The organism is Eximiradius proteiniborus, from assembly GCF_058546985.1.
In genome coordinates this window covers 1,186,431-1,211,033 of record NZ_CM178592.1, presented here as the reverse complement: position 1 = coordinate 1,211,033, position 24,603 = coordinate 1,186,431, and the positions used below count along the sequence as shown (strand labels likewise).

The 24,603-nt window shown below is 36.3% G+C and carries 14 protein-coding genes and 1 tRNA gene; 6 read left to right on the top strand and 9 right to left on the bottom strand.

What is annotated here, in order from left to right:
* Position 1: 1 nt before the first annotated feature.
* Positions 2 to 925 carry an NAD-dependent epimerase/dehydratase family protein gene (locus ACY2LT_RS05025; RefSeq protein ID WP_491816750.1) on the bottom strand — a complete coding sequence of 308 codons (924 nt, stop codon included), beginning with the start codon at positions 923 to 925 and terminating at the stop codon, positions 2 to 4.
* Positions 922 to 2,214, bottom strand: a complete 1,293-nt coding sequence (locus ACY2LT_RS05020; protein WP_491816749.1) for an OstA-like protein — start codon at positions 2,212 to 2,214, stop codon at positions 922 to 924. The genes ACY2LT_RS05025 and ACY2LT_RS05020 overlap by 4 nt, the downstream gene beginning before the upstream one ends.
* Positions 2,215 to 2,317: 103 nt before the next feature.
* On the opposite strand from ACY2LT_RS05020, the gene pepT reads away from it, so the two are divergent.
* Both pepT and ACY2LT_RS05010 read left to right on the top strand, forming a co-directional pair.
* A complete protein-coding gene (gene pepT / locus ACY2LT_RS05015) occupies positions 2,318 to 3,571 on the top strand; it encodes a peptidase T (protein ID WP_491816748.1) in 1,254 nt (417 codons plus the stop codon).
* A 16-nt stretch (positions 3,572 to 3,587) separates the two neighbouring features.
* Positions 3,588 to 5,675, top strand: a complete 2,088-nt coding sequence (locus ACY2LT_RS05010; RefSeq protein ID WP_491816747.1) for an OPT family oligopeptide transporter — start codon at positions 3,588 to 3,590, stop codon at positions 5,673 to 5,675.
* A 108-nt stretch (positions 5,676 to 5,783) separates the two neighbouring features.
* On the opposite strand, the gene ACY2LT_RS05005 is transcribed toward ACY2LT_RS05010, so the two are convergent.
* Genes ACY2LT_RS05005 through ACY2LT_RS04995 form a run of 3 tightly spaced genes read right to left on the bottom strand, consistent with a single transcriptional unit; the run spans position 5,784 to position 9,723 of the window.
* Complete coding sequence (locus ACY2LT_RS05005; RefSeq protein ID WP_491816746.1) at positions 5,784 to 6,200, bottom strand: secondary thiamine-phosphate synthase enzyme YjbQ; 417 nt, start codon at positions 6,198 to 6,200, stop codon at positions 5,784 to 5,786.
* Between the two features lie 8 nt (positions 6,201 to 6,208).
* On the bottom strand, positions 6,209 to 7,480 hold the full coding sequence (guaD, locus tag ACY2LT_RS05000) for a guanine deaminase (RefSeq protein ID WP_491816745.1): 1,272 nt from the start codon (positions 7,478 to 7,480) through the stop codon (positions 6,209 to 6,211).
* On the bottom strand, positions 7,480 to 9,723 hold the full coding sequence (locus ACY2LT_RS04995) for a RelA/SpoT family protein (RefSeq protein WP_491816744.1): 2,244 nt from the start codon (positions 9,721 to 9,723) through the stop codon (positions 7,480 to 7,482). The genes guaD and ACY2LT_RS04995 overlap by 1 nt, the downstream gene beginning before the upstream one ends.
* Positions 9,724 to 9,844: 121 nt before the next feature.
* Between ACY2LT_RS04995 and ACY2LT_RS04990 the strand changes: the two genes are divergently transcribed.
* Entirely contained in the window at positions 9,845 to 11,446 is a 1,602-nt protein-coding gene (locus ACY2LT_RS04990; RefSeq protein ID WP_491816743.1) for a BamA/TamA family outer membrane protein, read from the top strand.
* A gap of 72 nt (positions 11,447 to 11,518) precedes the next feature.
* Positions 11,519 to 13,009 carry an amidophosphoribosyltransferase gene (purF, locus tag ACY2LT_RS04985; protein ID WP_491816742.1) on the top strand — a complete coding sequence of 497 codons (1,491 nt, stop codon included), beginning with the start codon at positions 11,519 to 11,521 and terminating at the stop codon, positions 13,007 to 13,009.
* A 153-nt stretch (positions 13,010 to 13,162) separates the two neighbouring features.
* Here the strand turns inward: purF and ACY2LT_RS04980 are convergent, their stop codons facing one another.
* On the bottom strand, positions 13,163 to 14,662 hold the full coding sequence (locus ACY2LT_RS04980) for an RsmB/NOP family class I SAM-dependent RNA methyltransferase (RefSeq protein WP_491816741.1): 1,500 nt from the start codon (positions 14,660 to 14,662) through the stop codon (positions 13,163 to 13,165).
* A 303-nt stretch (positions 14,663 to 14,965) separates the two neighbouring features.
* Between ACY2LT_RS04980 and ACY2LT_RS04975 the strand changes: the two genes are divergently transcribed.
* Both ACY2LT_RS04975 and ACY2LT_RS04970 read left to right on the top strand, forming a co-directional pair.
* On the top strand, positions 14,966 to 15,553 hold the full coding sequence (locus ACY2LT_RS04975; RefSeq protein ID WP_491816740.1) for a T9SS type A sorting domain-containing protein: 588 nt from the start codon (positions 14,966 to 14,968) through the stop codon (positions 15,551 to 15,553).
* Positions 15,554 to 15,613: 60 nt separating this feature from the next.
* Complete coding sequence (locus tag ACY2LT_RS04970; RefSeq protein WP_491816739.1) at positions 15,614 to 21,625, top strand: DUF8740 domain-containing protein; 6,012 nt, start codon at positions 15,614 to 15,616, stop codon at positions 21,623 to 21,625.
* Between the two features lie 219 nt (positions 21,626 to 21,844).
* Here the strand turns inward: ACY2LT_RS04970 and ACY2LT_RS04965 are convergent.
* The 3 genes from ACY2LT_RS04965 to ACY2LT_RS04955 form a co-directional block, all read right to left on the bottom strand.
* Positions 21,845 to 21,918, bottom strand: a tRNA-Arg gene (locus ACY2LT_RS04965).
* 49 nt (positions 21,919 to 21,967) lie between these two features.
* Positions 21,968 to 22,681 carry a flavodoxin family protein gene (locus tag ACY2LT_RS04960; RefSeq protein ID WP_491816738.1) on the bottom strand — a complete coding sequence of 238 codons (714 nt, stop codon included), beginning with the start codon at positions 22,679 to 22,681 and terminating at the stop codon, positions 21,968 to 21,970.
* A gap of 71 nt (positions 22,682 to 22,752) precedes the next feature.
* Positions 22,753 to 24,600, bottom strand: coding sequence for a TonB-dependent receptor (locus ACY2LT_RS04955; protein ID WP_491816737.1), 1,848 nt, complete (start codon positions 24,598 to 24,600; stop codon positions 22,753 to 22,755).
* Between the last annotated feature and the right edge of the window lie 3 nt (positions 24,601 to 24,603).

Below are 24,603 nucleotides of genomic sequence, written 5' to 3'. Positions count from 1 at the left end.
ATTATTTTAGGTTCTGTTTAAAATACTCAACTGTTCTAATTAAACCTTCATCAAAAGATACTTTCGGTTCCCAACCGCATTCTTGTTTTAATTTATAATATGAAATTACGCTCCGTCTTTGTTCTCCAATTTTTGCCGGTCCGTGATATTCGTCGCAATTTGCACCTGTTAGATTTTTAAGCTTATGGAAAATAGTATTAACGTTTGTTTCAATACCGGTTCCAACATTATATATTCCGTCAATCTTTTCATTAAGTGCATTTATGTTTGCTTCCACAACGTCATCAATATATATATAATCCCTTGTGATTAGTCCGTCGCCGTTTATTATGGGTTGTTCACCTGTAAGCATTTTTCCAATGAAAATTGCTACAACTCCTGCTTCGCCTTTTGGATTTTGCCTTGGTCCATAAACGTTTCCATATCGTAGCGACACAGTTTTTATTCCATAGCTATTGTTGTAATAAAATAAATACTTTTCATTTGCAAGCTTTGCAATTCCATAAGGTGAACACGGATTCGTCGGATGCTCCTCGTCAGCTGGAAATTGCACCTGTTCTCCGTATATAGTTCCACCTGACGAAGCAAAAATAATTTTCTTTACACCTGAATTTTTACACGCTTCGTATAAATTAATACTACCAATAATGTTTGTTACTGCATCTTCCTTTGGATTATCAACTGAAAAACGCACATTCATCTGAGCTGCCTGATGATAAACAACATCAAATTTCTCTTCTTCGAAAATTTCGTGTATTTTTTCATTATTTATATCTAATTCTATAAATTTTGCATTTTTATTTATGTTCTCAATTTTTCCCGTTGATAAATTATCAATTACAGTTACATCAAAACCATTTTCAACTAATCTATCAACAATGTGTGAGCCAACAAATCCAGCTCCACCAGTAACACAAATCTTCATTTTTCCTCCTTTTTTTTATTTCGGTTTTTTAATTCAAATATTGAAAAATCAATCCTTTGAGGTCTATCCTGCGAAAATTTAAATCCGGGCAAATAATATTTAGCCTCTTCATTCACAATCAATGGCTGAGGCAAATATTCACCGGGAACATTATTTATCATTATAATATTTTCCGCTTTTTTATCAACTACTTCAATTGTTATTTTGTCTGCACTTACACTTATTAACCCATCAGGCTGTTCGTCTGTTTCAATAAAATACAACGAACGAGCATTGCCATCGGTAACAATTTGCTTCAGTGTGTCGCTTTCAAATTCGACCGTTATGATCTTTCCAGACATTTGATCTTTTCTTGCAAGGTTCATTGTATCATTCAGGCTCACACTGAAAGCACGCGAAATAGCATCAATTCTTTTTAATTTATTGCTTTCTAATTGCACAATAATTGTATCAGCAAAAAGCTGCGTCGAATCATACCATAAAATTGGGAATTTTTCAAGAAAAATCATATCTTTTGCTTTGTAATAAACCGTATTTTCTGCTCTTGCTTGTAGATTGTTTCTTATTACTTCAACGTTGCCCTGAGCAATATATCTCTCGTTTCCTTCTTCCCGAATAGCCTCCATCTTATTCGCAGAAATAAACAATGTGTCTTGATTGTTTACATCATTTGTATCAATTTGCAAAAGCTTCGGATTTCCAAATACCTCCGATAAATTTTGCATTGGAATATTTACAACTGAATCGCCAGCTAATTTCGCATTCGTATATTTGCCTATGATTAATACATTTCCCCAAGCATTCGATACTCTGTTATTTCTGTTATGCGTAACGTAATTCGAATATATTATCGTAGAATCATCTTCTACTACAACGTTCCCGGCAAAATTTGCAATTAAAGTTTGTGTCGAATATGTCCCATAATCGGCAGATAATTTCGTTTCTCGGTCAGTGATTTTTACACCATTTTGTGCAGTTGCTATGTAAGAATTCCCATCATAATTAATTATTGGCGATTTTAGCATTATTGTATTTTGCTTGATTACGACATTACCAATCAAATCATATTTATTCAACCCAATATACTGTATTGCATTATCGCAGGTAATTCGAACGTTTCCTTGCCTTAATCGCACATTCCCAACAAGTTTCCTCACATTTGTCAAGCTGTCTTGCTCGCCGACCAAGGCATCACTATATTCAAGTATTATTGGTTCGCCTGCTAATAATTTAATCAGGCTTGCACCAAGAAACAGTAGAATAAAAGTAATTTTTCGTTTGTATATCATATAAACAAATTTTCTCCAAAATATTTAAGCAAACTAAAAAATTTTTTCATATTTTTAACATTCTTTATTTTGTATTTTTTACTAATTATTATTAGGGTAAATTATGAAACAGCAACTAATTGAGAAATTTCTCCGCTATGTAAAAGTCGATACTCAATCCGACCCTAACAGCGAAACTTTTCCTTCTACAATGAAACAATTTGATTTACAAAAAATCCTATTAGAAGAACTCAATAATTTGGGTATAAAAAATGCCGAACTTGATGATAATTGCTATTTGATGGCGACCATTCCATCCAACATACCTTCAGACCATCCTGCTTATGGAAAAGTGCCCGTACTCGGCTTTGTTGCTCACGTTGATACTTCTCCTGATGTTAGCGGTGCAAATGTTAATCCTCAAATTATAGAAAATTATCAAGGTGGCGATATTGTTCTTCCTGCCGATAGCTCCATCGTTATCACTGAAGCAGAGAACCCTAAGCTTCAGGAATGCCTCGGACATACTATCATTACTACCGATGGAACAACTCTTTTAGGCTCTGACGATAAATCCGGAGTCGCCGCTATTATGCAACTTGCTGAAATTCTTCTGAATAATAATGATATTTTGCACGGCGATATTCGTATCTGCTTTACTCCTGATGAAGAAATTGGGCAAGGAACTAAATACTTTAACATAGATAAATTTGGTGCGAAATACGCTTATACGATTGATGGAGATATGCCCGGCGAACTCAACAAAGAAACTTTCAGCGCCGATGCCGCTATTATTCGCACTTTCGGTAGAGATATTCATCCCGGCAGTGCCAAAGATGTTATGGTTAATTCAATTCGTGCGATGGCTGATATTATCGCTCGTATGCCAAAAAATATGTCTCCCGAAACTACAGAAGGATACGAACCTTACATTCATCCACATAATATCGAAGGTAGTGTTTCCAAAACTGAGCTTAAAATTCTCTTACGTGATTTTCGCACCGAAGGTCTCGAAGAACAAAAGAAAATTTTGCAGAACATTATCGACGAAGTTCAGAAGTTACATCCTAAAACTAAAATCGAAATGGAAGTCAAATTCCAGTATAGAAATATGCTCGATAGTCTCGAAAAATGCCCGGAAGTATTGGATAATCTCTGGGAAGCTGCTCTTCGCGCAGGTGTCAAACCATACTGGAAACCTATTCGCGGTGGAACAGACGGCTCTCGCCTAACCGAAATGGGATTGCCTACACCGAATATTTTCACTGGTGGTCAAAATTTCCACGCAAAAACTGAATGGGTATCTATAGATGCTCTGCAAAAAACAGTTGAAACAATGATTGAACTTTGCAAAATATATGTTGAAAAATCAATTTAACTACTTGGGAGATTAAATGGAAAGTCAAATCGGTAAAAGTGGATTGCCTGAAAATGCTCATCGTGAGCTCAAACCCGGCGAAGAATATCATCCAGTGATGCCTGCCAATCTGGTGTTTCCGGAAGTTACACTCTGGTCTGTCTTTTGGGGGCTTTTTATGGCAGTAGTCTTTTCTGCTGCTGCAGCATATTCCGGACTTAAAATTGGGCAGGTTTTCGAAGCAGCTATCCCAATATCTATTATCGCTGTTGGACTTGCTAACTTTGCTAAGAAAAAAAATTCTCTCGGACAAAACGTTATTATCCAGTCTATCGGTGCTAGCTCCGGTGTTATTGTCGCTGGGGCTGTCTTCACCATTCCGGCTCTTTATATTTTGAAACTTGACGTCAAATTTTTCCAGATTTTCTTTTCCTCACTGTTAGGTGGATTTCTTGGTATTCTTTTCCTTATTCCTTTCAGAAAATATTTCGTTAAGGATATGCACGGGAAATTCCCATTCCCCGAAGCTACTGCTACAACAGAAATTCTTGTTACAGGCGAAAAAGGTGGCAATCAAGCAGGTATTTTAATCACCAGTGGTTTGGTCGGTGGTCTTTTCGATTTTATGTTCTCTACTCTTCGTTTATGGGAAGAAGTGTTTACTTCTCGCGTTGTTGCAGCCGGCGAATACCTTGCTGAAAAAGTTAAATTAGTATTCCAATTTAACATTTCTGCAATGATTGTTGCTTTCGGTTATTTAATTGGTTTGAAATACGCAACTATCATAACTGTTGGTTCGTTGCTCGCTTGGTGGGTTCTTATCCCCTTGGTAAGCTACATCGGTGGTGTTGCTGCTGGCAGCGGAACTAATATCTTCGCTACAATGTCTCCTGAAGTAATTTTCCGTGATTACGTTCGCCATATTGGTATCGGTGCAATCGCTATGGCTGGTATCATCGGTATCCTTAAATCTTCAAAAATCATTGGAAGCGCTTTTGTGCTTGCTTACAATGGTATTACCGGAAAAGGGAAAAAAGATTCCTCCGCAGAAGACATTCGCACTCAACGCGACATTAAAATGACCTTTGTTGTTATGTTTAGCCTTCTTACAATAATCGCAATTTTTATCTTCCTTGCAACTGGAATTAATATTACTATTTCGCAGGCTGTTGTTGCTCTCTTTACTGTTGTTATTATTGCTTTTCTTTTTACTACTGTTGCAGCCAATGCTATTGCTATTGTCGGAACGAACCCGGTTTCCGGTATGACATTGATGACTTTGATTTTGTCTTCCATTATTTTAGCTCAAGTCGGGCTCACCGGCAAACAAGGAATGCTTAGCGCTCTCATTATTGGTGGTATTGTTTGCACTGCTTTGTCTATGGCTGGTGGATTTATTACTGACTTGAAAATTGGTTATTGGCTCGGCTCTACTCCGAAAAAACAACAATCTTGGAAGTTTTTGGGAACCCTTGTTTCTGCTGCTACTGTTGGTTTAGTTATCTTTATGCTTAATTCTTCTTATGGCTTTACTGCTGATGATTATCTGATAAATCAAGGTAAGTTCTCAAAAGAGCAAATCGAAGCAGTTCACAACAACACAGCTACTCCGGACTTAGCTGCTAAATACAAGGACGAAGTGCAAAAAGCTGACCCGCTGGTTGCTCCTCAAGCTAACGCTATGGCTGCTGTTATTCAGTCGCTTATGTCTCCTAATCCAAATATTAAATGGACGCTTTACCTTGTGGGTGCAATTATTTCTATTCTGATGAATATGATTGGTATTTCTCCACTTGCTTTTGCTCTTGGTATGTTTATTCCTCAGCAGCTCAACACACCTCTTATTGTTGGTGGTTTTCTCTCTTATCTTGTAGGTCGTTCCTCACAAGACAAAGATTTAGTAAATGCTCGTCACCAAAGAGCAACTCTTATCGCTTCTGGATTTATTGCCGGAGCTGCTTTGTTTGGTGTATTCGGTGCTTTGCTTAAATTCTTTAAAATTGATGCAAGCTTGGATATTTGGGCAAATGGCTCGAAAGGTGGAGAATGGCTCGCCATTGTTATGTTCATTCTCCTTATGCTTTATTCTGCTTGGGAAACAATGCGCGCAAAGAAAGAAGAATAATGTTACTTTTTAAATAATTTAGGCTGTCTTGAGTTTTTCAGGACAGCCTTTTTGTTTTTTTTTAATCTTATACAATTCAATAAGAAACTTTATTTTTCATATATTATTTTATTCACCAATAATTTTTACTAATACGCGTTTACGCCGCTTCCCATCAAATTCACCATAAAAAATTTGTTCCCACGGTCCAAAATCAAGTTTTCCGTCTGTAATTGCAACAACGACTTCTCTACCCATTATCTGGCGTTTCAAATGTGCGTCAGCATTATCTTCGAAACCGTTATGAGCATATTGCTCATATGGCTTTTCTGGTGCTAATCTTTCAAGCCATCTTTCAAAATCACTATGCAAACCCGATTCATCGTCGTTAATAAAAACTGAGGCTGTTATATGCATTGCATTCACAAGCACAAGCCCTTCTTTTATTCCGCTTTCTCTGACGCATTCCTCCACTTGACGCGTAATGTTTATAAATTCGCGCCTGTTTCTTGTGTTGAACCATAATTCTTTGCGAAAACTTTTCATTTTATCCTCTATTTATGATAAACCAAATTCCCGTCAATAAAAACTGCCTTAGCAGTTCGGTTGTCAATTTTATACATCAATGCCCTTAACAGTTCATCTTCTTTTAGTTCTGTTATCTTATGGACTTCCGATAATTCAAAAACTGCCGCATCAAATTTCTTCCCGATTTCAAAATTTCCGACTTCTCCCGAAATTTCTAAAAATTCAGCCGCCTTAATTGTTGATAAACAAAATGCACTTTCTGCTTCAAGAACATCGTCGTGCATTTCATTTTGAACCGACAATAATTTCGATACTTCGCAAGCCTCCATTGCTTCGTTTAGCATCGACAGGCAGTAGCCACCTGCTACATCCGTACCTAATCCAACTTTAAGTCCGGCATTTATATATTTATTTGCTCTCATTATTCCGCTTCTTAAAAATTTATTCGAAGTAGGGCAGTGGGCTATTATACAGTTTCTTTCGTTAATTTTCTCAATTTCTTCATCATTAAGAAATATGCAATGAGCAAGTAACGTCTTCGGTGTGAGCAAATTATATCTATCATAGACGCTTGTATAATTTTCAATATCAGGAAATTGTAATTTTACTTCTTGCACCTCTTTTTTATTTTCAGCAAGGTGTGTCTGAACAAAAAAATTGTCAGTTTCTGCAATTTCTCCTACTTTTTGTAATAATTCCTCTGTGCAGGATAATGCAAATCGTGGTGTTAGCACAAATTCGCACTTGTTTTTTTTATGCCACTTTTTTGCAATTGAAAAAATATCGTTAATTACCTGCTCTGTGTTCTGAACAAGTATTTCTGGTGTGTTCCTGTCCATCAAAGGCAATCCTATATATGCCCGAACTTGCGATTCATCAGCAATTTCAAAAGCGGTTTCGCAAGCTTGTTTCTGAGGCGACGAATACATTACAGCCGTTGTAGTTCCTTTACTTATCAGATGCTTGAAAAACAACTTTGTGCTATCTTCAGCGAAATATTTTTCTGAAAATTTTGCTTCAAGTGGAAAAATATAATTATCAAGCCATTCTAATAATTCACCTTTTCCAATCCCGGCTGCACGGAACTGTGGAATATGTGTATGTAAATCAATCATTCCGGGAATTATTATTCTATCCCCAAAATCGTAAAAAACATCAAAAGCAACTTCATTTATTTCAATGTTTTTCTCAATTTGTTCTATCTTACCGTTGTCTATTAATAAATAATAATTATTCAATACTTCTACTGAATAATCTGATTTGGGATTAAGAAATATTCCTTTAATTAATTTTCTCATCACTTGACGACCTCAGCTTGTTTAATCCCATTGATTTTTAATATTTCTTCTAACACCCTGTTTATATTTGATTTATTATTAATTTTGAGCGTAATTACACCATCGAAAATAGTATCTATAGTATTTATGTTTACGCTATTAATGCTTGCATTTCCGGATTTTATTATAGAAGCAGTAATGTCTTGAAGCATATATTCTCTGTCGTCGCCTATTACACGTATTTCTATTAGGAATGATTTTTCAGGCAAATCTTCCCACGATACTTTTGCTAAATCTTCTTTATGTGTATTTAAGACTTTTTCTACATTCGAACATTCAATCTTGTGAATTGTTGCAAAATTTTTATTTAATTTAACAGCAATAATATCTTCTCCGGGCTTCGGATTGCAACAATTTGCATATGTTAATGTAATATTTGGATGAATTTCCAAATTCGGAATTTTACTAAACAATGATTGTATTTCATCAGTAACAGGAATATCATTCTGAATTTCTTGAACTTTCCTCAGTAAGAAATCATTGATTTTTGCTTGATTTACAGTTTTATCTGCGAGTGCAGCATAGAAGTCTGAAATATGAATAAATTTCAATGATTTAAGCAGTTTCTCGATTTCATCGTCGTTTAATGTGATACCCAGTTCTTTCAATTTGTTAGTCCAAATTTGCTTACCTTCTGCTTCATATCTCTTAATTTCATCTCTTATATATTTAAGTAACGCTTGGCTTGCTTTGCCGGTTGTTACCCATTTCAGCCACTCTTTTGTTGGTTTTTGGTTCTTCGAAACAAGTATTTCTACTCTATCACCATTTTCAAGCTTATAATATAGTGGTGCAACCCGCCCATTTATCTTTGCTCCAATTGCGTGGTAACCTACTTTTGTATGAATTTCAAATGCAAAATCTAATGCAGTCGCTCCTCTCGGCAATTTTTTAAGTTCGTTTGCAGGTGTGAAAACATAAATATCTTCAATAAACAAGTTCCGTCTTACTGATTCCAATAATTCCGGTGTTTTTTCATCGCCTGCATTTTCAAATATTTCACGGACATCGTCCATCCATTTCTGCAAATGCACATCTTCTATTAACGAACTCGATTTTACTCCGCTCTTGTATTTGAAATGAGCTGCCACACCTTTTTCCGATACAAGATGCATTTGACGTGTCCGAATTTGCACTTCAACAGGTTTATTGCTTGGTCCGACTACAGCCGAATGAATTGATTGATAGCCATTTTTTTTGGGTGCTGATATATAATCTTTAAAAGTTTCTGGCACTGGTGGATAAATCCCGGCAACAATACCGTAAACATAAAAGCACATATTCCTATCGTCCGTATCAAGAATTACTCTTACAGCAAATAAATCATACAGTTCATCAATAGATTTCTGCCTTAATATGGTTTTATTATATATTGAATATATATGCTTTGCTCGACCTGTTATTTCATATTTTATTTTCAGCTTTTTCAATAATTCGTCTTTTGATAACACTTTTTCAATCGGTTCGATGAATTTTACAATGTATTCTTCACGCTCTTTTCGGGTTAGTTGCAACGCCTTTCTTATTGCTTCATATTTATCCGGATGCAAATACTTGAAAGCTAAATCTTCTAATTCCCACTTTATGTTTCTTAATCCAAATCTATTTGCAAATGGTGCATATATTTCCAGGGTTTCTCGCGAGGCTCGTTCCTGACTTTCTTTGTTTAGTGATTCCAGAGTTCGCATATTGTGCAATCTATCTGCAAGCTTAATCAGTATTATCCTCACATCTTTAAACAATGCAAGTAAAAGCCGACGATAATTCTCGGCTTGCACCTCACTATTTATATGCTGGCTCTCGACATATTTTATTTTTGATACTCCATCCACAATTTGTGCAACTTCAACCCCGAATTCGTGCTTGATATCATCGTAACTATATAATTCGCCCTCGTCAACTACATTATGTAAAAGTGCCGCAACTACCGCATCTTCATCAAGCGGTATTTCTCTCATTACTATTCGTGCTACTTCTAATGGATGAGTGTAAAAAGGCTCTCCCGACTTCCTCAATTTATTCAAATGTGCATTGTAGCACATTTCAAACGCTTTTTTTATGCGGTTTTCATCAAATTTCGGTAAATGTAACTTACATTCATTTAATAATAATGTTAAATCATTTTGCGGGTTTTCTCCAAGACGGTAATCATCTGTGATTAGTTCGCTCTTCTTTCTAAGTCCTAAATCAAAGCTTAATTTCATTTTCTATCTTTTTTAAATAATTATCAATTATTCATTTCAACAATGTTTTTAAACGATACATATTGTTATTTATTTATCTTTTTATGTTATTTTTGCATAGTATATGCTTAGTTGGATATCTATGAAAACTAAATTAATAATAATTCTTTGGTTTGTCTGTTTTGCAAATGTTTTTTCTGAAAATATTGTTGTTAATGATATAATTATTCAGCGTAGAGATGTATTCGAAAAAAACGACAAAGATTGGTTTTTCGCCGCTCCATTTTTGAACTTTTTTCATACTAAAACGAAAGAATACGTTATCAAAGATGAATTGCTTTTTCGAAAAGGTTCAGCTATTTCAGAAGAATACCTTTTAGAAACAGAGAGAAACTTGCGTTCTACTGGCTTATTTACTAATGTTAGAATAGAACTCGACAGCATAAGCACCGATTTATACGATGTTTATGTTCTCACAAAAGACAGATGGTCCCTCTATCCTATTCCAAAAGGTAAAACTGGCGGTGGTTTCTCGCAATATGGAGCAACAATCGATGAAAACAACTTTTTAGGAACAGGCACAAAGGTTTCCGCTGAAATTCTCAACCGAAAAGAAAATAATATAGGTTGGCAATCTCGATTCGAACTTGCTCAACGCCGTTTCTTCAGAACAGATTTCAGCCTTTATGCTCAGTATCTTTCCAACAAATTCCGTAACTCATATAATTTTTCTTTTGCAAAGCAGTATCTTTCTCTTGACGACAATTTTTCGTATGGTTTTAGTTCGGACGTTAATGACGGAAATGAATTTATTTATCTAAAAGCTAAGCATATTCTAACAACAATTGATGAAAAAAAAGTGGATGTTTGGTTCTCTCGTGCCTGGTCGCGTCAGGATAGAGTTTTCTTTAGTGTTCTTGGACAATATCATCAGGCAAATCGAGAAAAACCAGAATATGAACGAGCTTTCGATAATTGTGGGAAGCTACTTTTTGGCTTCTCATCAATTTCTGAAGATTTTTTTACTGTTAATAATGTTAATTCATATTTTTACGAAGATTTAATTATTGGTGGATGGGGAAGTGCAATTTTAGGCAAAATTTTTCCTGTCGGAAGTAGGGGAGAGAGCTACTACTATGTTGCAGGAGAAGGCGAAAAGTCTTTTTACACAAAAAAAATATATGTTTTTGCTCGTTTAGTTGGTGCAAGTGCATTCAAACGTGCATCGGGCTACTTTACTTATCAGGAATTCTATGGAAATTTGTTTTATAAAATATTCGACAAATTAGTGCTCACTACTCGCATCCAACAACAAACGGTATGGAATTGGCAAAAAATTCGTCAGCTAATTCTTGATAGCGATATAGGACTTCGTGGTTACAAACTTTACGAGAATTCAGGGGACAACCGAATTATTACTAACACCGAAATTAGATACTTCCCTGATATTCCTTTGTCAATTTTCAATCTTTCTTTCGTTTCCTTTGCTGACTTGGGAACAGTTTGGAGGCAAGAAACTAAATTGAGTAAATCTAAATTCTTGCTTGCAACTGGTGCGGGGCTACGCCTCCACTTTAATAAATCTGACAATCCTAAGCATATTTTAAGAATAGACGTTGCCTACAATCATCAGACAAAAAAATTCAGCGAAGTAATCATTGCTTTCGAACAATTTTTCTCTGCTTTCAGAAATCATCAATTTAAATTACCTCAAATTCACGGTCTCGAATTTGACGGCTATTAGGATTATTTTAATAATATTTTCAAAATCATTTAGTAAATTTGTCCTTTGTATAACAAGCAAGTTATAATTGAAATGTTTCTCGAAGATAAAGCTCGTCCAAATTGTGCAGTTGTTGGCGTTTACGGTCATCCTCAGGCTGCTTTGATAACATATTATGCTCTTCACGCTCAGCAACATAGGGGTCAGGAAGCGGCTGGTATTTCTACTTTCTATTATGATGAAGTAAAGAAAAAAATGCGTTATGCTTATACCCGTGGTGAAGGGCTTGTTTTAGATGTTTTTTCCGATAGCAAAATTTTTTCTGATGTCTTAATTGGTTCCTCAGCTATAGGACATAATCGTTATTCAACTACTGGTTCATCTACTCGTGCTAATATTCAGCCCTTCAATATGACATACCATTCTGGAATATTATCTCTTGCTCATAACGGCAATCTTACTAATACGAAGAGCCTACGCAAAAAATTAATCGACGAAGGCACCATTTTCCAGACTACTACTGATTCTGAACTATTTATGCATCTAATCGCCCATAGCAGAAAAAAAACTCATCTCGAACAAATTCGTGAAGCTTTGCAAATTGCTCACGGTGCCTATTCACTTGTTATTCTAACAGAAACATCGCTTTTTGCTGCTCGCGACCCTCACGGGGTTCGTCCACTTAGCATCGGTAGAATTAAATTGGATAATAATCGTTATTCTTATATCGTTGCCTCTGAAACTTGTGCTTTCGATATTGTTAATGCTGAATATATACGTTCTGTCGAGCATAACGAACTTATTGAAATTGATAATGATACATTAGAAACTGGAAATATTAAATCTTATAAAATTATTCAAAATACACCTGTTGCTAAACACTGTATTTTTGAGTACATTTACTTTTCTCGTCCTGATAGCAAAATCTATGGTCATAGTGTAGACAAAGTACGTCGCAAACTTGGCAAATACTTGGCACTAGAATCGCCTGTTCCTAACGATGATGATGAAAAAGTTTTCATTATTCCCGTTCCCGATAGTGCTAATACTGCCGCTCTGGGATTTGCAAAGAAAAATTCAGAGCAAGGATATCCTTCTGCATTTGAAATTGGGTTAATTCGAAGTCATTATGTCGGACGCACTTTTATTGCTCCCGGTCAGGATAATCGGGAATTTAAAGTTAAAACAAAGTTTAACACAGTTCGCGGACTTATTGAGGGTCGCCACGTAGTAATTGTTGACGATTCAATAGTTCGGGGAACTACTTCCAAAGCGCTGATTAAACTTATTCGTGATGCAAATCCCAAAAAAATCTCTATGAGAATTATTTCTCCGCCAATTGTATCTCCCTGTTTCTATGGAATGGACTTCCCAAGCAAAGAAGAATTAATTGCTAATCATTATTCTTCAGAATCGGAAATAGCCAAAGCAATTGGAGTTGACGATTTGAAATATTTAAGCGTTTCGAAACTAATGGAAACCGTTCCGTATGATGATGGTATTGACTACTGCACAGCCTGCTTTACCTGCCAATATCCAATTCCTATAGAAGAAGAAATTTCAAAAGAAAGCAACGAAAATTAATAGCTACAAAAATGCCCTGCGTCTCCCAATCGCAGGGCTAATTGTCCTAAAATTAAAAAATTTTAAGACAATTTTCATTTATAATTACGTTTTAAAACTAAAATGGTTACACAAAAAATTAATTTATTATATAGTTTATTTGGTTAATTATTTTCAATCAAATTTTTTTGTCATTCTTGCTATAAAAAATCCATCAGTGCCGTATTTATGAGGGTAAAAAGTATAGTAATATTTATTTCCTAAATCAGGTAGGTTTATCCCATATTTACTAAATCCTTCCTCAATTGGGCTTGGAGCAAATTCCGGGTGCTGAGATAAAAACTTTTCTACTACTTCCTCGTTTTCTTTAGGCATAATGGAGCAAGTAGCATAAACAAGCACTCCGCCTTTTTTCAAAAACTGCGAATAATGTTCTAATATACTGTATTGAATTTCTGAAAGTTTTTCAATAAGTCTTGGTGTAGTTCGATATTTTTTCATTGGATCTCTTCTCAGCGTTCCCATACCGCTACACGGAGCATCTATTAGCACAGCGTCAAATGATTTATTCTTAAAATGCTTTATGTTCTCATCATCAATTATCGGATTGTTTTGCTTATCAACTAAATAAGGGAAAATAGTTGTAATATTTCCATTTTTTGCTCTTTTGGGAATTTCTTTCAACCTATTATATTCTTTGTCAAGAGCAATTATCTTACCTCTGTTCATTTGTAAGTCCGCTAAATGCAAAGATTTACCACCAGCGCCTGCACATGCATCCAAAATCACCCAGTTTTCTTCTGGTGCCAGAGCGTAGGATACTAATTGACTTGCTTCATCTTGAATTTCAATGCTTCCGTTTTTATATAATGGATTTTCATTTAAAAATATTCTTTTAGATAAATTGTATGCAGCAGGTGATAGGCTACATTTTTCAATCGAGACATTATTTTTACCCAGTTCTTCTTCAATTTGTTCTATTTTAATGTTTTTATGTTTGGTAATTCTAATAGTAATTGGTGCATTTTGAGTAAAAGCATATGATAATTTTGAGAAAAAATCAAAGTCTGCATATTTATTTTTTAATAATTCTTTCATTATCCATTCAGGAAATGAATATAGTAATTCAATATTTTTCAAAAAACTAATATCAAAATTATTGTCGTAATTATTTGTATTTAATAATGAATTTTTAATTAATTCATAATTAAAAGATAATTTTTTTTTCCAATATGTTAAAATATCATTCGTTAAGCAAAATGTATGTTGAACAACTTCTAAAATCAGTTTATTTATATCTGAGTTAGACGATTTTTCTTTTTGATTTAAGTATTCGAAAACATTTGAGTATCGATTAAAATCAGTGTTCGATGCTATTAGTAAAAGTGTATTAATTATTGTGATAACATCTTCTGTTTTTGCCTTTAAACTGTCGTTCTTTGAAAAATTATTGAAAATATTTGAGTTTCTAATTATTAAATTAGTTAGATGTTCTACTAATGTTAGGTTTCTCAATGTAACGAACAGGATATCAAGAACAAACCTCCTGTCGTTGCTTCCAAGATTTCTCTTGCTTTTTAGAAACTCAGCGGCAACTTTATCAGTTGGAGCAGGATTCCGTTTTGCAATGCTTAATAGCAATGCAGTATTTTCGATTAGTCCAATTAATTTCATTTCTTACCCGGTTTTTATGCAAAAATAATTTTTTTATTTGTCTTTTATTTATAAAAAACTTATTTTTCGTTCGCAGCATAAGGAATTCTGCAACAAAATAATTTTACAAGTGTTAATAATGGTAACATTTCTATATTTTATGAGAATTGTTATTTTTATTTTTAAAATTATTTGTTATTTTAACAGTCAATAGAGTAGTGTTTTTTGTGATTTTATGTATGTCTAAATAAGCTGGATATAGATTTTGTCTTATTTATTGTTGAAAAAAATAAATATTGTTTCAATAAATTATGAGGAGCCGTAATGAAAAAAGCTCTCCTTTGCTTTTTTATAATTGCATTTTGCTCTGCATTCTTTAATCATTCGCTAAATGCCCAAATCGAAATCAGAAAGCAGGTTATTGTTTCTGGTGGATTTGTTGGTGTTAGCAATGGTGATTATAGAATGTCCGGAGCATTTGGCCAAACTATCATTGGCAAACGCTCAATTCTTCAAGGAGAATTAGAGGTTGGCAACGTTGTTCATCAAGGCTTTTGGGTGCCAGAAGGTCTCGTTACAAGCGTAGACGAACCTGTCTTTACTTACAATAGTCAGATTTCCAATTACCCAAACCCTGTTAATAATGTAACTACTTTCAAATATAATCTTGAAAGTAATTCATTTGTTACTCTTCGTATCATTGATATGGTTGGCAATCAAATTATTGTCTTCCAGGATGATTTCCAAACGCAAGGTGAACATACTTTTCAGTGGTATGCTCGCAATAGCCAAGGATTAGACCTCCCGAGCGGTTCATATATTTATGAACTTCTTGTTCAACCTGCCGAACGCTCAGGTGTTTCTTCAGGTTCTGCTTATTCTTTGAGAAATGTAATGGTTATCGTTAAATAAGCTGCGAAAAAGATGATTAATTCAAATATATATTTTGTTCAATTTATTAAGGTTTTCAAAATGAAGAAATTACTTTCACTTTTTGTGTTACTTTTAGGACTTTCGCTTGCTGCAAATGTCAGCTATGCTAATGTTCCGAAAGTAATAACCTTCCAGGCTCAATTGCTTGATAGCCGGACCAATGCTCCGATTAATGGCAATGTTCCTATCACTTTCGAAATTTATGAAACTCAAACTGGTGGCAGTGCTCTTTGGGTAGAGCAGCAAAATGTTTCTGCTGAAAATGGTTTTATCAATGTATATCTCGGTAGCAGAACTCCATTCCCTAAATTTATCAAATTTGATAAGCAATATTGGGTGCAGATCACTGTTGATGGTAAAACCTATCCTCGCACTCAACTTACTTCGGTTCCATACTCAATGTATGCTTCAACAACAGATACTGCTCAATTTGCTTATTTAGCAGAAACAGTTGTTGATGGCGCGATTACTCAATCAAAATTAGCTCCCGGAGTTCAGGCAATTCCTTGGGGACCTGCCGGCGGTGTTCTTTCCGGAACATACCCAAATCCACAACTCAATGTTGCTGCTGTTAGAACAGCATTAAAAGGACAAATTACTGCTGATATGTTTGCTGACGATATTCAACTTATACCAGGTGGGCCTGCTGGTGGTGACCTCACTGGAACATATCCAAATCCACAACTTGGTTCAAATGTTGTGAAATATTGGAATATTGCTAACGAAGCAGTTATTACTCAAAAAATTGCTGACTATGCAGTTACTAATATAAAAATTGCTCCCGATGCAGTTACTAAAGATAAAATTGCTCAAAATGCTGTCGGTGCAGAAGAACTTATTGCTACTGGTGTTAATGCTGGCACTTATGGCGACAAAACTCATATTCCAACCTTTACAGTTGACGAAGATGGTCGTTTGACATTTGCTAATCAAGTTCCTTTCATTCCTTTTGCTGATTCATATACTGGAAATGATATTGCATTTAATATCGCTGCTGAAAACAACCTTGCTTTGAAAGCTTCCCGTGGCACTGGTCGTGCTGCTGAAATCACTTCTAATACAAGCTATCCGACCGGATGGGTTATCGGCAGTCTTGATCCTAATGATGAAGTAGATGCTACTTTGATCGTTCGCAACACAAGCTCAGACCCAGATAAACCTGCAATCAAAACTTATGGCGACATTATTGTTAATAGTAGCATTTTTGCTACAAATCTCTATGCAACAAACCAAATTGTTGTTGGAAGTGGCTCAAATACTGTAGTTATCACTCCACCTGCTAACCCAGGCGACCCATTGAATTTCGATGGCAGTGTTAGTATCAATGGCAACGTCAATGCTACAGATACAGTATTTGCTAATACATTAGCTGGTAATATTGACTGGAGCTATGTTCAGAATACTCCGACAACAGTACAAGGTTATGGAATCACAAATGCAGTCCGTACCGACTTAACATATAATGATCCAGCATGGTTGACCGGTTTAGATTGGACAAAGATAAATAATACTCCTGCAACATTCCCGCCATCAGCACATCAACATGATTGGGCAGATGTAAACAATACCCCGACAACAGTACAAGGTTATGGAATCACAAATGCAGTCCGTACCGACTTAACATATAATGATCCAACATGGTTGACCGGTTTAGATTGGACAAAGATAAATAATACTCCTGCAACATTCCCGCCATCAGCACATCAACATGATTGGGCAGATGTAAACAATACCCCGACAACAGTACAAGGTTATGGAATCACAAATGCAGTCCGTACCGACTTAACATATAATGATCCAGCATGGTTGACCGGTTTAGATTGGACAAAGATAAATAATACTCCTGCAACATTCCCACCATCAGCACATCAACATGATTGGGCAGATGTAACCGCAACTCCGACAACAGTACAAGGTTATGGAATCACAAATGCAGTCCGTACCGACTTAACATATAATGATCCAACATGGTTGACCGGTTTAGATTGGACAAAGATAAATAATAAGCCGACCACATTCCCTCCATCAGTACATACACATCCGTGGAGCGAAGTAACTGCAACTCCTACAACAGTAGAAGGCTATGGGATCACAAATGCAGTTCGTACAGACCAAACGTACAATGATCCAGCATGGTTAACCGGTTTAGATTGGTCAAAGATAAATGGCAAGCCAGCGACATATCCGCCATCAGTACATACACATCCGTGGAGCGAAGTAACTGCAACTCCTACAACAGTAGAAGGCTATGGCATAACAAATGCAGTACGCACAGACTTAACGTACAATGATCCAGCATGGTTAACCGGTTTAGATTGGACAAAGATAAATAATACTCCTGCAACATTCCCACCATCAGCACATCAACATGATTGGGCAGATGTAACCGCAACTCCGACAACAGTACAAGGTTATGGAATCACAAATGCAGTCCGTACCGACTTAACATACAATGATCCAGCATGGTTAACCGGTTTAGATTGGACAAAGATAAATAATACTCCTGCAACATTCCCACCATCAGCACATCAACATGATTGGGCAGATGTAACCGCAACTCCGACAACAGTACAAGGTTATGGAATCACAAATGCAGTCCGTACCGACTTAACATACAATGATCCTGCATGGTTAACTGGTTTGGATTGGTCAAAGATAATTAATGCTCCTGCATTTACTGTTACAACTGATGCAACTCTCACCGGCGATGGCACAACAGCTAATCCTCTTGGTATTAACCTTGCTAATGATAATCTTTGGACTGCTCAACAAAGCATCAATGCAAATGTTTCTAATGGATTCGCTTTGTTTGTAACAAATCCAAATGCAACCGGCTCCGCTGCATATTTTAATACAGATAATCCAAACTTTGCTACTGTTGTTATTGAACAGGATGATGCTACTGGTACTGCTCTGCAAGTAGCAGGCAATACTATTACTGATGGTACTGCTATTATTACTAATTCTGATGCAAACTTCAGCGGCACTCTGTTGTCTGCTCAGATTTCTAATCCTAATAATGGTGTTGCTGCAATATTCAGCTCAAATAATATTAATGCATTAGACGCTACTGTTACAATTGAACAGCAAGGTACTGGCATCGCTCTCCGCACAACTGGCGACGTTGAAGTAACAGGCGATGTAATTGCTACTTCATTCCAAGGTAATCTCGACTGGAGCTATATTCAGAACGAGCCAGCCACATTCCCGCCATCAGCACATACACATCCATGGAGTGAAGTAACCGCAACTCCGACAACAGTACAAGGTTATGGAATCACAAATGCAGTCCGTACGGACTTAACGTATAATGATCCAGCATGGTTAACCGGTTTAGATTGGACAAAGATAAATAATACTCCTGCAACATTCCCACCATCAGCACATCAACATGATTGGGCAGATGTAAACAATACCCCGACAACAGTACAAGGTTATGGAATCACAAATGCAGTACGCACAGACTTAACGTACAATGATCCAGCATGGTTAACCGGTTTAGATTGGACAAAGATAAATAATACTCCTGCAACATTCCCACCATCAGCACATCAACATGATTGGGCAGATGTAAACAATACTCCGACAACAGTACAAGGTTATGGAATCACAAATGCAGTCCGTACGGACTTAACGTATAATGATCCAGCATGGTTAACCGGTTTAGATTGGACAAAGATAAATAATACTCCTGCAACATTCCCACCATCAGCACATCAACATGATTGGGCAGATGTAAACAATACCCCGACAACAGTTCAAGGTTATGGTATCACAAACGCAGTACGCACAGACTTAACATACAATGATCCATCCTGGTTGACAGGTTTAGATTGGTCAAAGATTGCAAATGCACCTGCATTTATTACTTCTGTTGTTACTAACTCAAATAATACACTTACCGGCGATGGTACAACAGCTAATCCGCTCGGCATCAACCTTGCAAACCAAAACACCTGGACTGCTCGCCAAGCTATTAATGCTACTGTTGCTAACGACTACGCTTTCTTTGTTACAAACCCTGCTGCTAATGGCTCTGCTGCACAATTTACTGTTAATTCTGCTGCTCCAGCCGTTGTTATTGAAAACCAAGGTGCTGGCAACTCACTCGAAGCAGTTGGCAACGTATATGTTGAAGGCAATTTAGCTATTTCAAATGGTACTAATTCTGGTACATTCCAACTTGGTGCTTTGACTGCTGACCGCACCTACACACTCCCAGATAACAGTGGCACAATCGCCCTTCTCAGCGATATCCCAGCAGAAACAGATCCGGTATGGAATTCCGACAAGACAAATTACTACACAAAGACAAATATGCAAACAAGCGGACAAGCACAATTGCATTTCGACAACCTTACAAATAAACCGACAACATTGGCAGGCTATGGAATTACAGATGCTCAGCCATTGAACACAAACTTAACCTCAATAGCTGGCTTGGCAAATGCAGCAGGATGGTTGCATAACGATGGAAACGGAGCGTTTGCATATTCAACACCGACCAAAGCAGATGTAGGCTTAGGCAACGTAGAGAACGTAGCATTGTCCACATGGGCAGGCTCAACAAATATTACAACATTAGGCACAATCACAACAGGTACTTGGAATGGTTCAGTAATTGGCGATGCATATGTTGCTAATGCATTGACAATCGATGGTGGCACAATAGAAAATACGCCAATCGGAGCAACAACACCAGCAGCTGCTACATTTACAAATTTAACAGCTACAGGAACAGTAACACTTCCAGCAAACTCCATCACAGATGCAATGGTAGTAAACGAATTGACAATAGCCACAACAGACGATAAATTCACACTACAGGATAATAGCGACAATACAAAACAAGCACAATTTGAATTAAGTGGCATCACAGCTGGCACAACAAGAACTTACACACTCCCAGATAACGATGGCACAATCGCTCTCCTTAGCGATATCCCTGCTGCTGAATCAGATCCTGTTTGGGTTGCTGCTAAAACAACTACTGCTACTACTATTACTCCTAACTGGACATTCGAAAACAATGTTACTGTTGGCAATGTTGCTACTGATGTCCTCACTGTAAATGCAGCTTCCACTTTTGCTGCTGATGTTACTGTCGGCTCTGCTGCAACCGACGTCAATGTTCAGATTCAAAACGATAACTCACGCCCGGCTCTTTCTGTTACTTCAACTGGTCCAACTCCTGCCGTTGAAGTTAATGGTGCAATCGAAGTTTCCAATGGTGATATTAACCTTGGCAATGCAAGCAGATTAGTTGCCAGTTCCAGTACTCTTATTACTCCTTTTGTTAGCTTAACCAACACAAATGCTACATACAACGACTTTATGCTCAGCGTTACAAGCAATGGTACCGGCAAAGCCGCTTCATTTACTACCGCTACTGGCAATGCTGTTACTATCTCCAATAATTCAAACACTAACTATGCTCTCGTAGTCGAGAACAATACTACTGGTCCTGGCGATCCTTTAGCTATGCAAGTTAAAGGTAGAATTGATTTAAGTCATCCGAAATCACAAATATTTGGCGTTATTACATCCGGTACTCCTCTTGCTGCAATAAAAATTGCCAATCAATCTAATACTCTGAATCAGGATGGCGCTTTGATGTTTATTGATAATTCCGCTAGTGTCCATCAAGACGATGCTGCATACTTTTCCTCTAAAGCAGGTCGTGGTATTACAGTTACAAATGAATCTAATAGTAACCCGGCAATTTTAGTGAATAATGACAACTTAACATCCGCTTCCACCGCTATTCAGGTTAATCAAGGTCGTGTCCTCTTATCTTACACAGAAGATCCAACTCCTGATTCATCTGATGATTTTGATCTTTCTAACTTTGGTTATGCTTCTGTTATTAAACTAACAGGAACATCTGGAACAGGCACTATCTCTGCTCTCCCGGCTGGTGCAGCTGGTCAGATACTCTATATTATCAACGCAACTGGAAATACTATTAATATTACTCCTCTATCTCTTTCACTTTCTAACAATTCAATGATTACTCTTGTCTCTGACGGAACTAATTGGTACGTTCAATAAACTAACACATACACAACACAAGAGGCTGTCCCCAAGGGCAGCCTCTTTTTTTTGATAAAATTATTCCAACAACACAGAAAAATATCTGCTTGTTTCTGTTTATCTGCAATATTTGAATTGATTACATATTAGTAAAAAAATAGAATGAACAACTGATTAATATTGTTAAATATTGAGGAAGAAAAATAAAAAAAAGGGACTCGGTCCCTTTTTTCTTTGCACGCCGGACTGGATTCGAACCAGTGACCCTCAGCTTAGAAGGCTGATGCTCTATCCAGCTGAGCTACCGGCGCAGAGCATTAGACTACAAAATTAATATTTTTTTTTATTTTTTGCAAATTTTTATCTAACAAGCAATGATAATTCGTGCAAAAAAGAATCCTTCGGCACCAACTCTCTCGAAATATACCGAAGCAAATCTTCATCCACAAAACCTTGCTTCATCAGCTGGCGTCCGGCTTTCTCTGCGGCTTCATATATATCGCTTGCCGGTTTGCCAAGATTTGTAAGAGTTGTCAGCACTCCTGAGTGAGGCCTCAATATAGGAGCTAAATATTCTCTGCCAAGCATATCAGCCACTGCCCGTGTCTGCTCAATTATCGCATCGAAATTTTCTATTCCCCACAAGCCGCAAGTGGAAATAAGAAGCACTTTTCCCGGTGTTGTGCGTTTTTTGAGCGAGTTCCTGATTTTATCGTGGCAAGCATTGTTTTCGTAAATATGTGGTGGCACAAACAAAGGTTCCAACCTGTCGAAAAGATTTTTCAAACCAGATGTAACGCTATTGAGATAATTCGGCGAAGCAAAAATCCACAAATCGGCATCATTCATCATCGGATAGAGTTCCTTCAGGTCATCGTCTATTTTGCAATCCAAATCTGGCTCGAAATCTATATTTTTTGTGCATTCACGGCACGGTTCAATTTTCAAATCATATATATATTTCAGCTCAATTTCTGCACCTTCTTCTGCCATCCCTTTCAAAAATGGATTAAGTATTAGTGCCGTTGTTCCCGCTTCTTTATTTGGGCTCGCATTAAATGCAATTACTTTCATCACTTCTCAATTAAAAATTAAAATAATTTTGAGTTATATAACGATATTGTCGGGGCAAAATTTTATAAAACTTACAGATGTATATGCAAGCCCACAAAAAAACTAAATCCTGTTCCCGGCAAAGTCTGCGAAACATAATACTTCGAGTTCAGAAAATTATATGCAGCCGCAAATATTTCATTCTCTTTGATAATTCTGTATCCCATTCGAAAATTCATCAGAATTAAATTCTTCACTCCTAAATTATTAACATTATCTGTCAGGTTATATTCATTCGAAAAATATTCTACTTCGAGCATCCACCGCAACCCAATTTCATAAGTATTGTATATTTTCAGCTCTCCGATATGCTTAGGCTTTGTTGCGAAATTCACTAATTTATTCAAATCGTTATAAGTGTAATTAATCAGAATATAGCCAAAATCTGAAAATATCTTTAAATTTGCATCAATTCCCTTGCTAAAAAGCGAACCCCGATTGTTGTAAAAGCTTCTTTCAGCTTCATCAAATTCGATAATATTTTTTAGAATAGAATAAAATGCTTTTGTGGTTAATTCATAATCAGGCGTTCTGATTTTAAAACCTACATTCGCAAATAGCTCTTTCTCAAAGTCAATCGATTTGCTGTTGAAAATTACTTCGTTCGCAATAATACTATTCTCGCTCGAAGCTCCCGCAAACATCAAAAAATCATCTGAATATCTGTAATTAATATCTATTCTGTAATCAACACCTTTCAAAGTCTGGTGATAAAATACAATATTCGAAAAAAGTGGCTTCTGCACTATATATCTTGCAGTCGGATAAAAAGACATTCTCCCATAATGAAATGGTTGCCGGAAGCTAATTTGTAAATTCTCTGATTCAAATCTGTTCTTAATAAAGTATTTCTTTGTTCTACTATTAAAAATATCTCTTATATACGATATTGATAAAATATTTGTTGGAACGGCATCAAATAAATTCGTTTTAATAGCAAGTACACTGCCGTAATTATATCCATAAAATATTTCATCTCTCGAATTTGGCATCCTCTGGCTATTGTATAAACTATCATCGAATATGCTTCTTTTCGAGTAGCGATTATTATAAAACAAATTTCCTGACAGAATTATTCCTTCATCGAATTGTGTGTTGAAATCCAAGCTTAATATTATGTTATTTATGTTAGGAAATTTCTGGTATTTATCCGTGCTGTCAATAATCGGCGGAATAGATTTTTTCCCGCCGACAAAATATGCGTTCAGCCCAACCTGCGAAATTCCGTTATCAAAATATATTTTTGTAAATAAGTTCCCTTGCGAAAAATCAGAGTTGTTCAGATAGTTCAAATGGGTTCGGGCTTTCGGTGCAATTTTGTCAGAAACAATTATCCCCGGCGAATTAAGAAAACTGCCCGAAACAAAGTATTTAAATTGCTTGTGTGTTACAAATATATTACCCGATACATTCCCAAGCTGGTTCCCTGCTCCAATATTCACACTCGTCGCGCTTTTCCTCAGATTAGTATCGGATATAATATTGTTGAAGTCAGAAATTGTTGGAAATCTGCTGCTATCGGCTCTTTCGTGTTCTATATAGAAAAAATTTGGCAACAGCACAAATTTTGATAAATCTATTCCTCCGTCCACTATATTATAAATCGGAACACCTTCGAATGCAAAGTAAGGATACCGGGATAGTTTAGTTCTGTTTATTGGAATTAGTTCAAGATTGTTATTCTTTTTATAAACAAAGTTTTCGTCTGCAAAAAGCCAGCTTGATGGAAGCCCCGTAGGTGTTGTTTTAAAAAACAAATCAAGATAAGAGTCGTTAAACTTCTTGTTTCTCAGATACTTATACTCAATAATCTCTTTGTTTTCAGCAATTGATATATGTTGAAACAGCAGTATTATTATTAAGTAAAAGGAAATTCTCATTAA

What these genes read in the sequence shown, in the direction of transcription:
- ACY2LT_RS05025 (WP_491816750.1), bottom strand. Translation starts at nt 925, where the DNA reads ATGAAGATTTGTGTTACTGGTGGAGCTGGATTTGTTGGCTCACACATT.
- ACY2LT_RS05020 (WP_491816749.1), bottom strand. Translation starts at nt 2,214, where the DNA reads ATGATATACAAACGAAAAATTACTTTTATTCTACTGTTTCTTGGTGCA.
- pepT (WP_491816748.1), top strand. Translation starts at nt 2,318, where the DNA reads ATGAAACAGCAACTAATTGAGAAATTTCTCCGCTATGTAAAAGTCGAT.
- ACY2LT_RS05010 (WP_491816747.1), top strand. Translation starts at nt 3,588, where the DNA reads ATGGAAAGTCAAATCGGTAAAAGTGGATTGCCTGAAAATGCTCATCGT.
- ACY2LT_RS05005 (WP_491816746.1), bottom strand. Translation starts at nt 6,200, where the DNA reads ATGAAAAGTTTTCGCAAAGAATTATGGTTCAACACAAGAAACAGGCGC.
- guaD (WP_491816745.1), bottom strand. Translation starts at nt 7,480, where the DNA reads ATGAGAAAATTAATTAAAGGAATATTTCTTAATCCCAAATCAGATTAT.
- ACY2LT_RS04995 (WP_491816744.1), bottom strand. Translation starts at nt 9,723, where the DNA reads ATGAAATTAAGCTTTGATTTAGGACTTAGAAAGAAGAGCGAACTAATC.
- ACY2LT_RS04990 (WP_491816743.1), top strand. Translation starts at nt 9,845, where the DNA reads ATGAAAACTAAATTAATAATAATTCTTTGGTTTGTCTGTTTTGCAAAT.
- purF (WP_491816742.1), top strand. Translation starts at nt 11,519, where the DNA reads ATGTTTCTCGAAGATAAAGCTCGTCCAAATTGTGCAGTTGTTGGCGTT.
- ACY2LT_RS04980 (WP_491816741.1), bottom strand. Translation starts at nt 14,662, where the DNA reads ATGAAATTAATTGGACTAATCGAAAATACTGCATTGCTATTAAGCATT.
- ACY2LT_RS04975 (WP_491816740.1), top strand. Translation starts at nt 14,966, where the DNA reads ATGAAAAAAGCTCTCCTTTGCTTTTTTATAATTGCATTTTGCTCTGCA.
- ACY2LT_RS04970 (WP_491816739.1), top strand. Translation starts at nt 15,614, where the DNA reads ATGAAGAAATTACTTTCACTTTTTGTGTTACTTTTAGGACTTTCGCTT.
- ACY2LT_RS04960 (WP_491816738.1), bottom strand. Translation starts at nt 22,681, where the DNA reads ATGAAAGTAATTGCATTTAATGCGAGCCCAAATAAAGAAGCGGGAACA.
- ACY2LT_RS04955 (WP_491816737.1), bottom strand. Translation starts at nt 24,600, where the DNA reads ATGAGAATTTCCTTTTACTTAATAATAATACTGCTGTTTCAACATATA.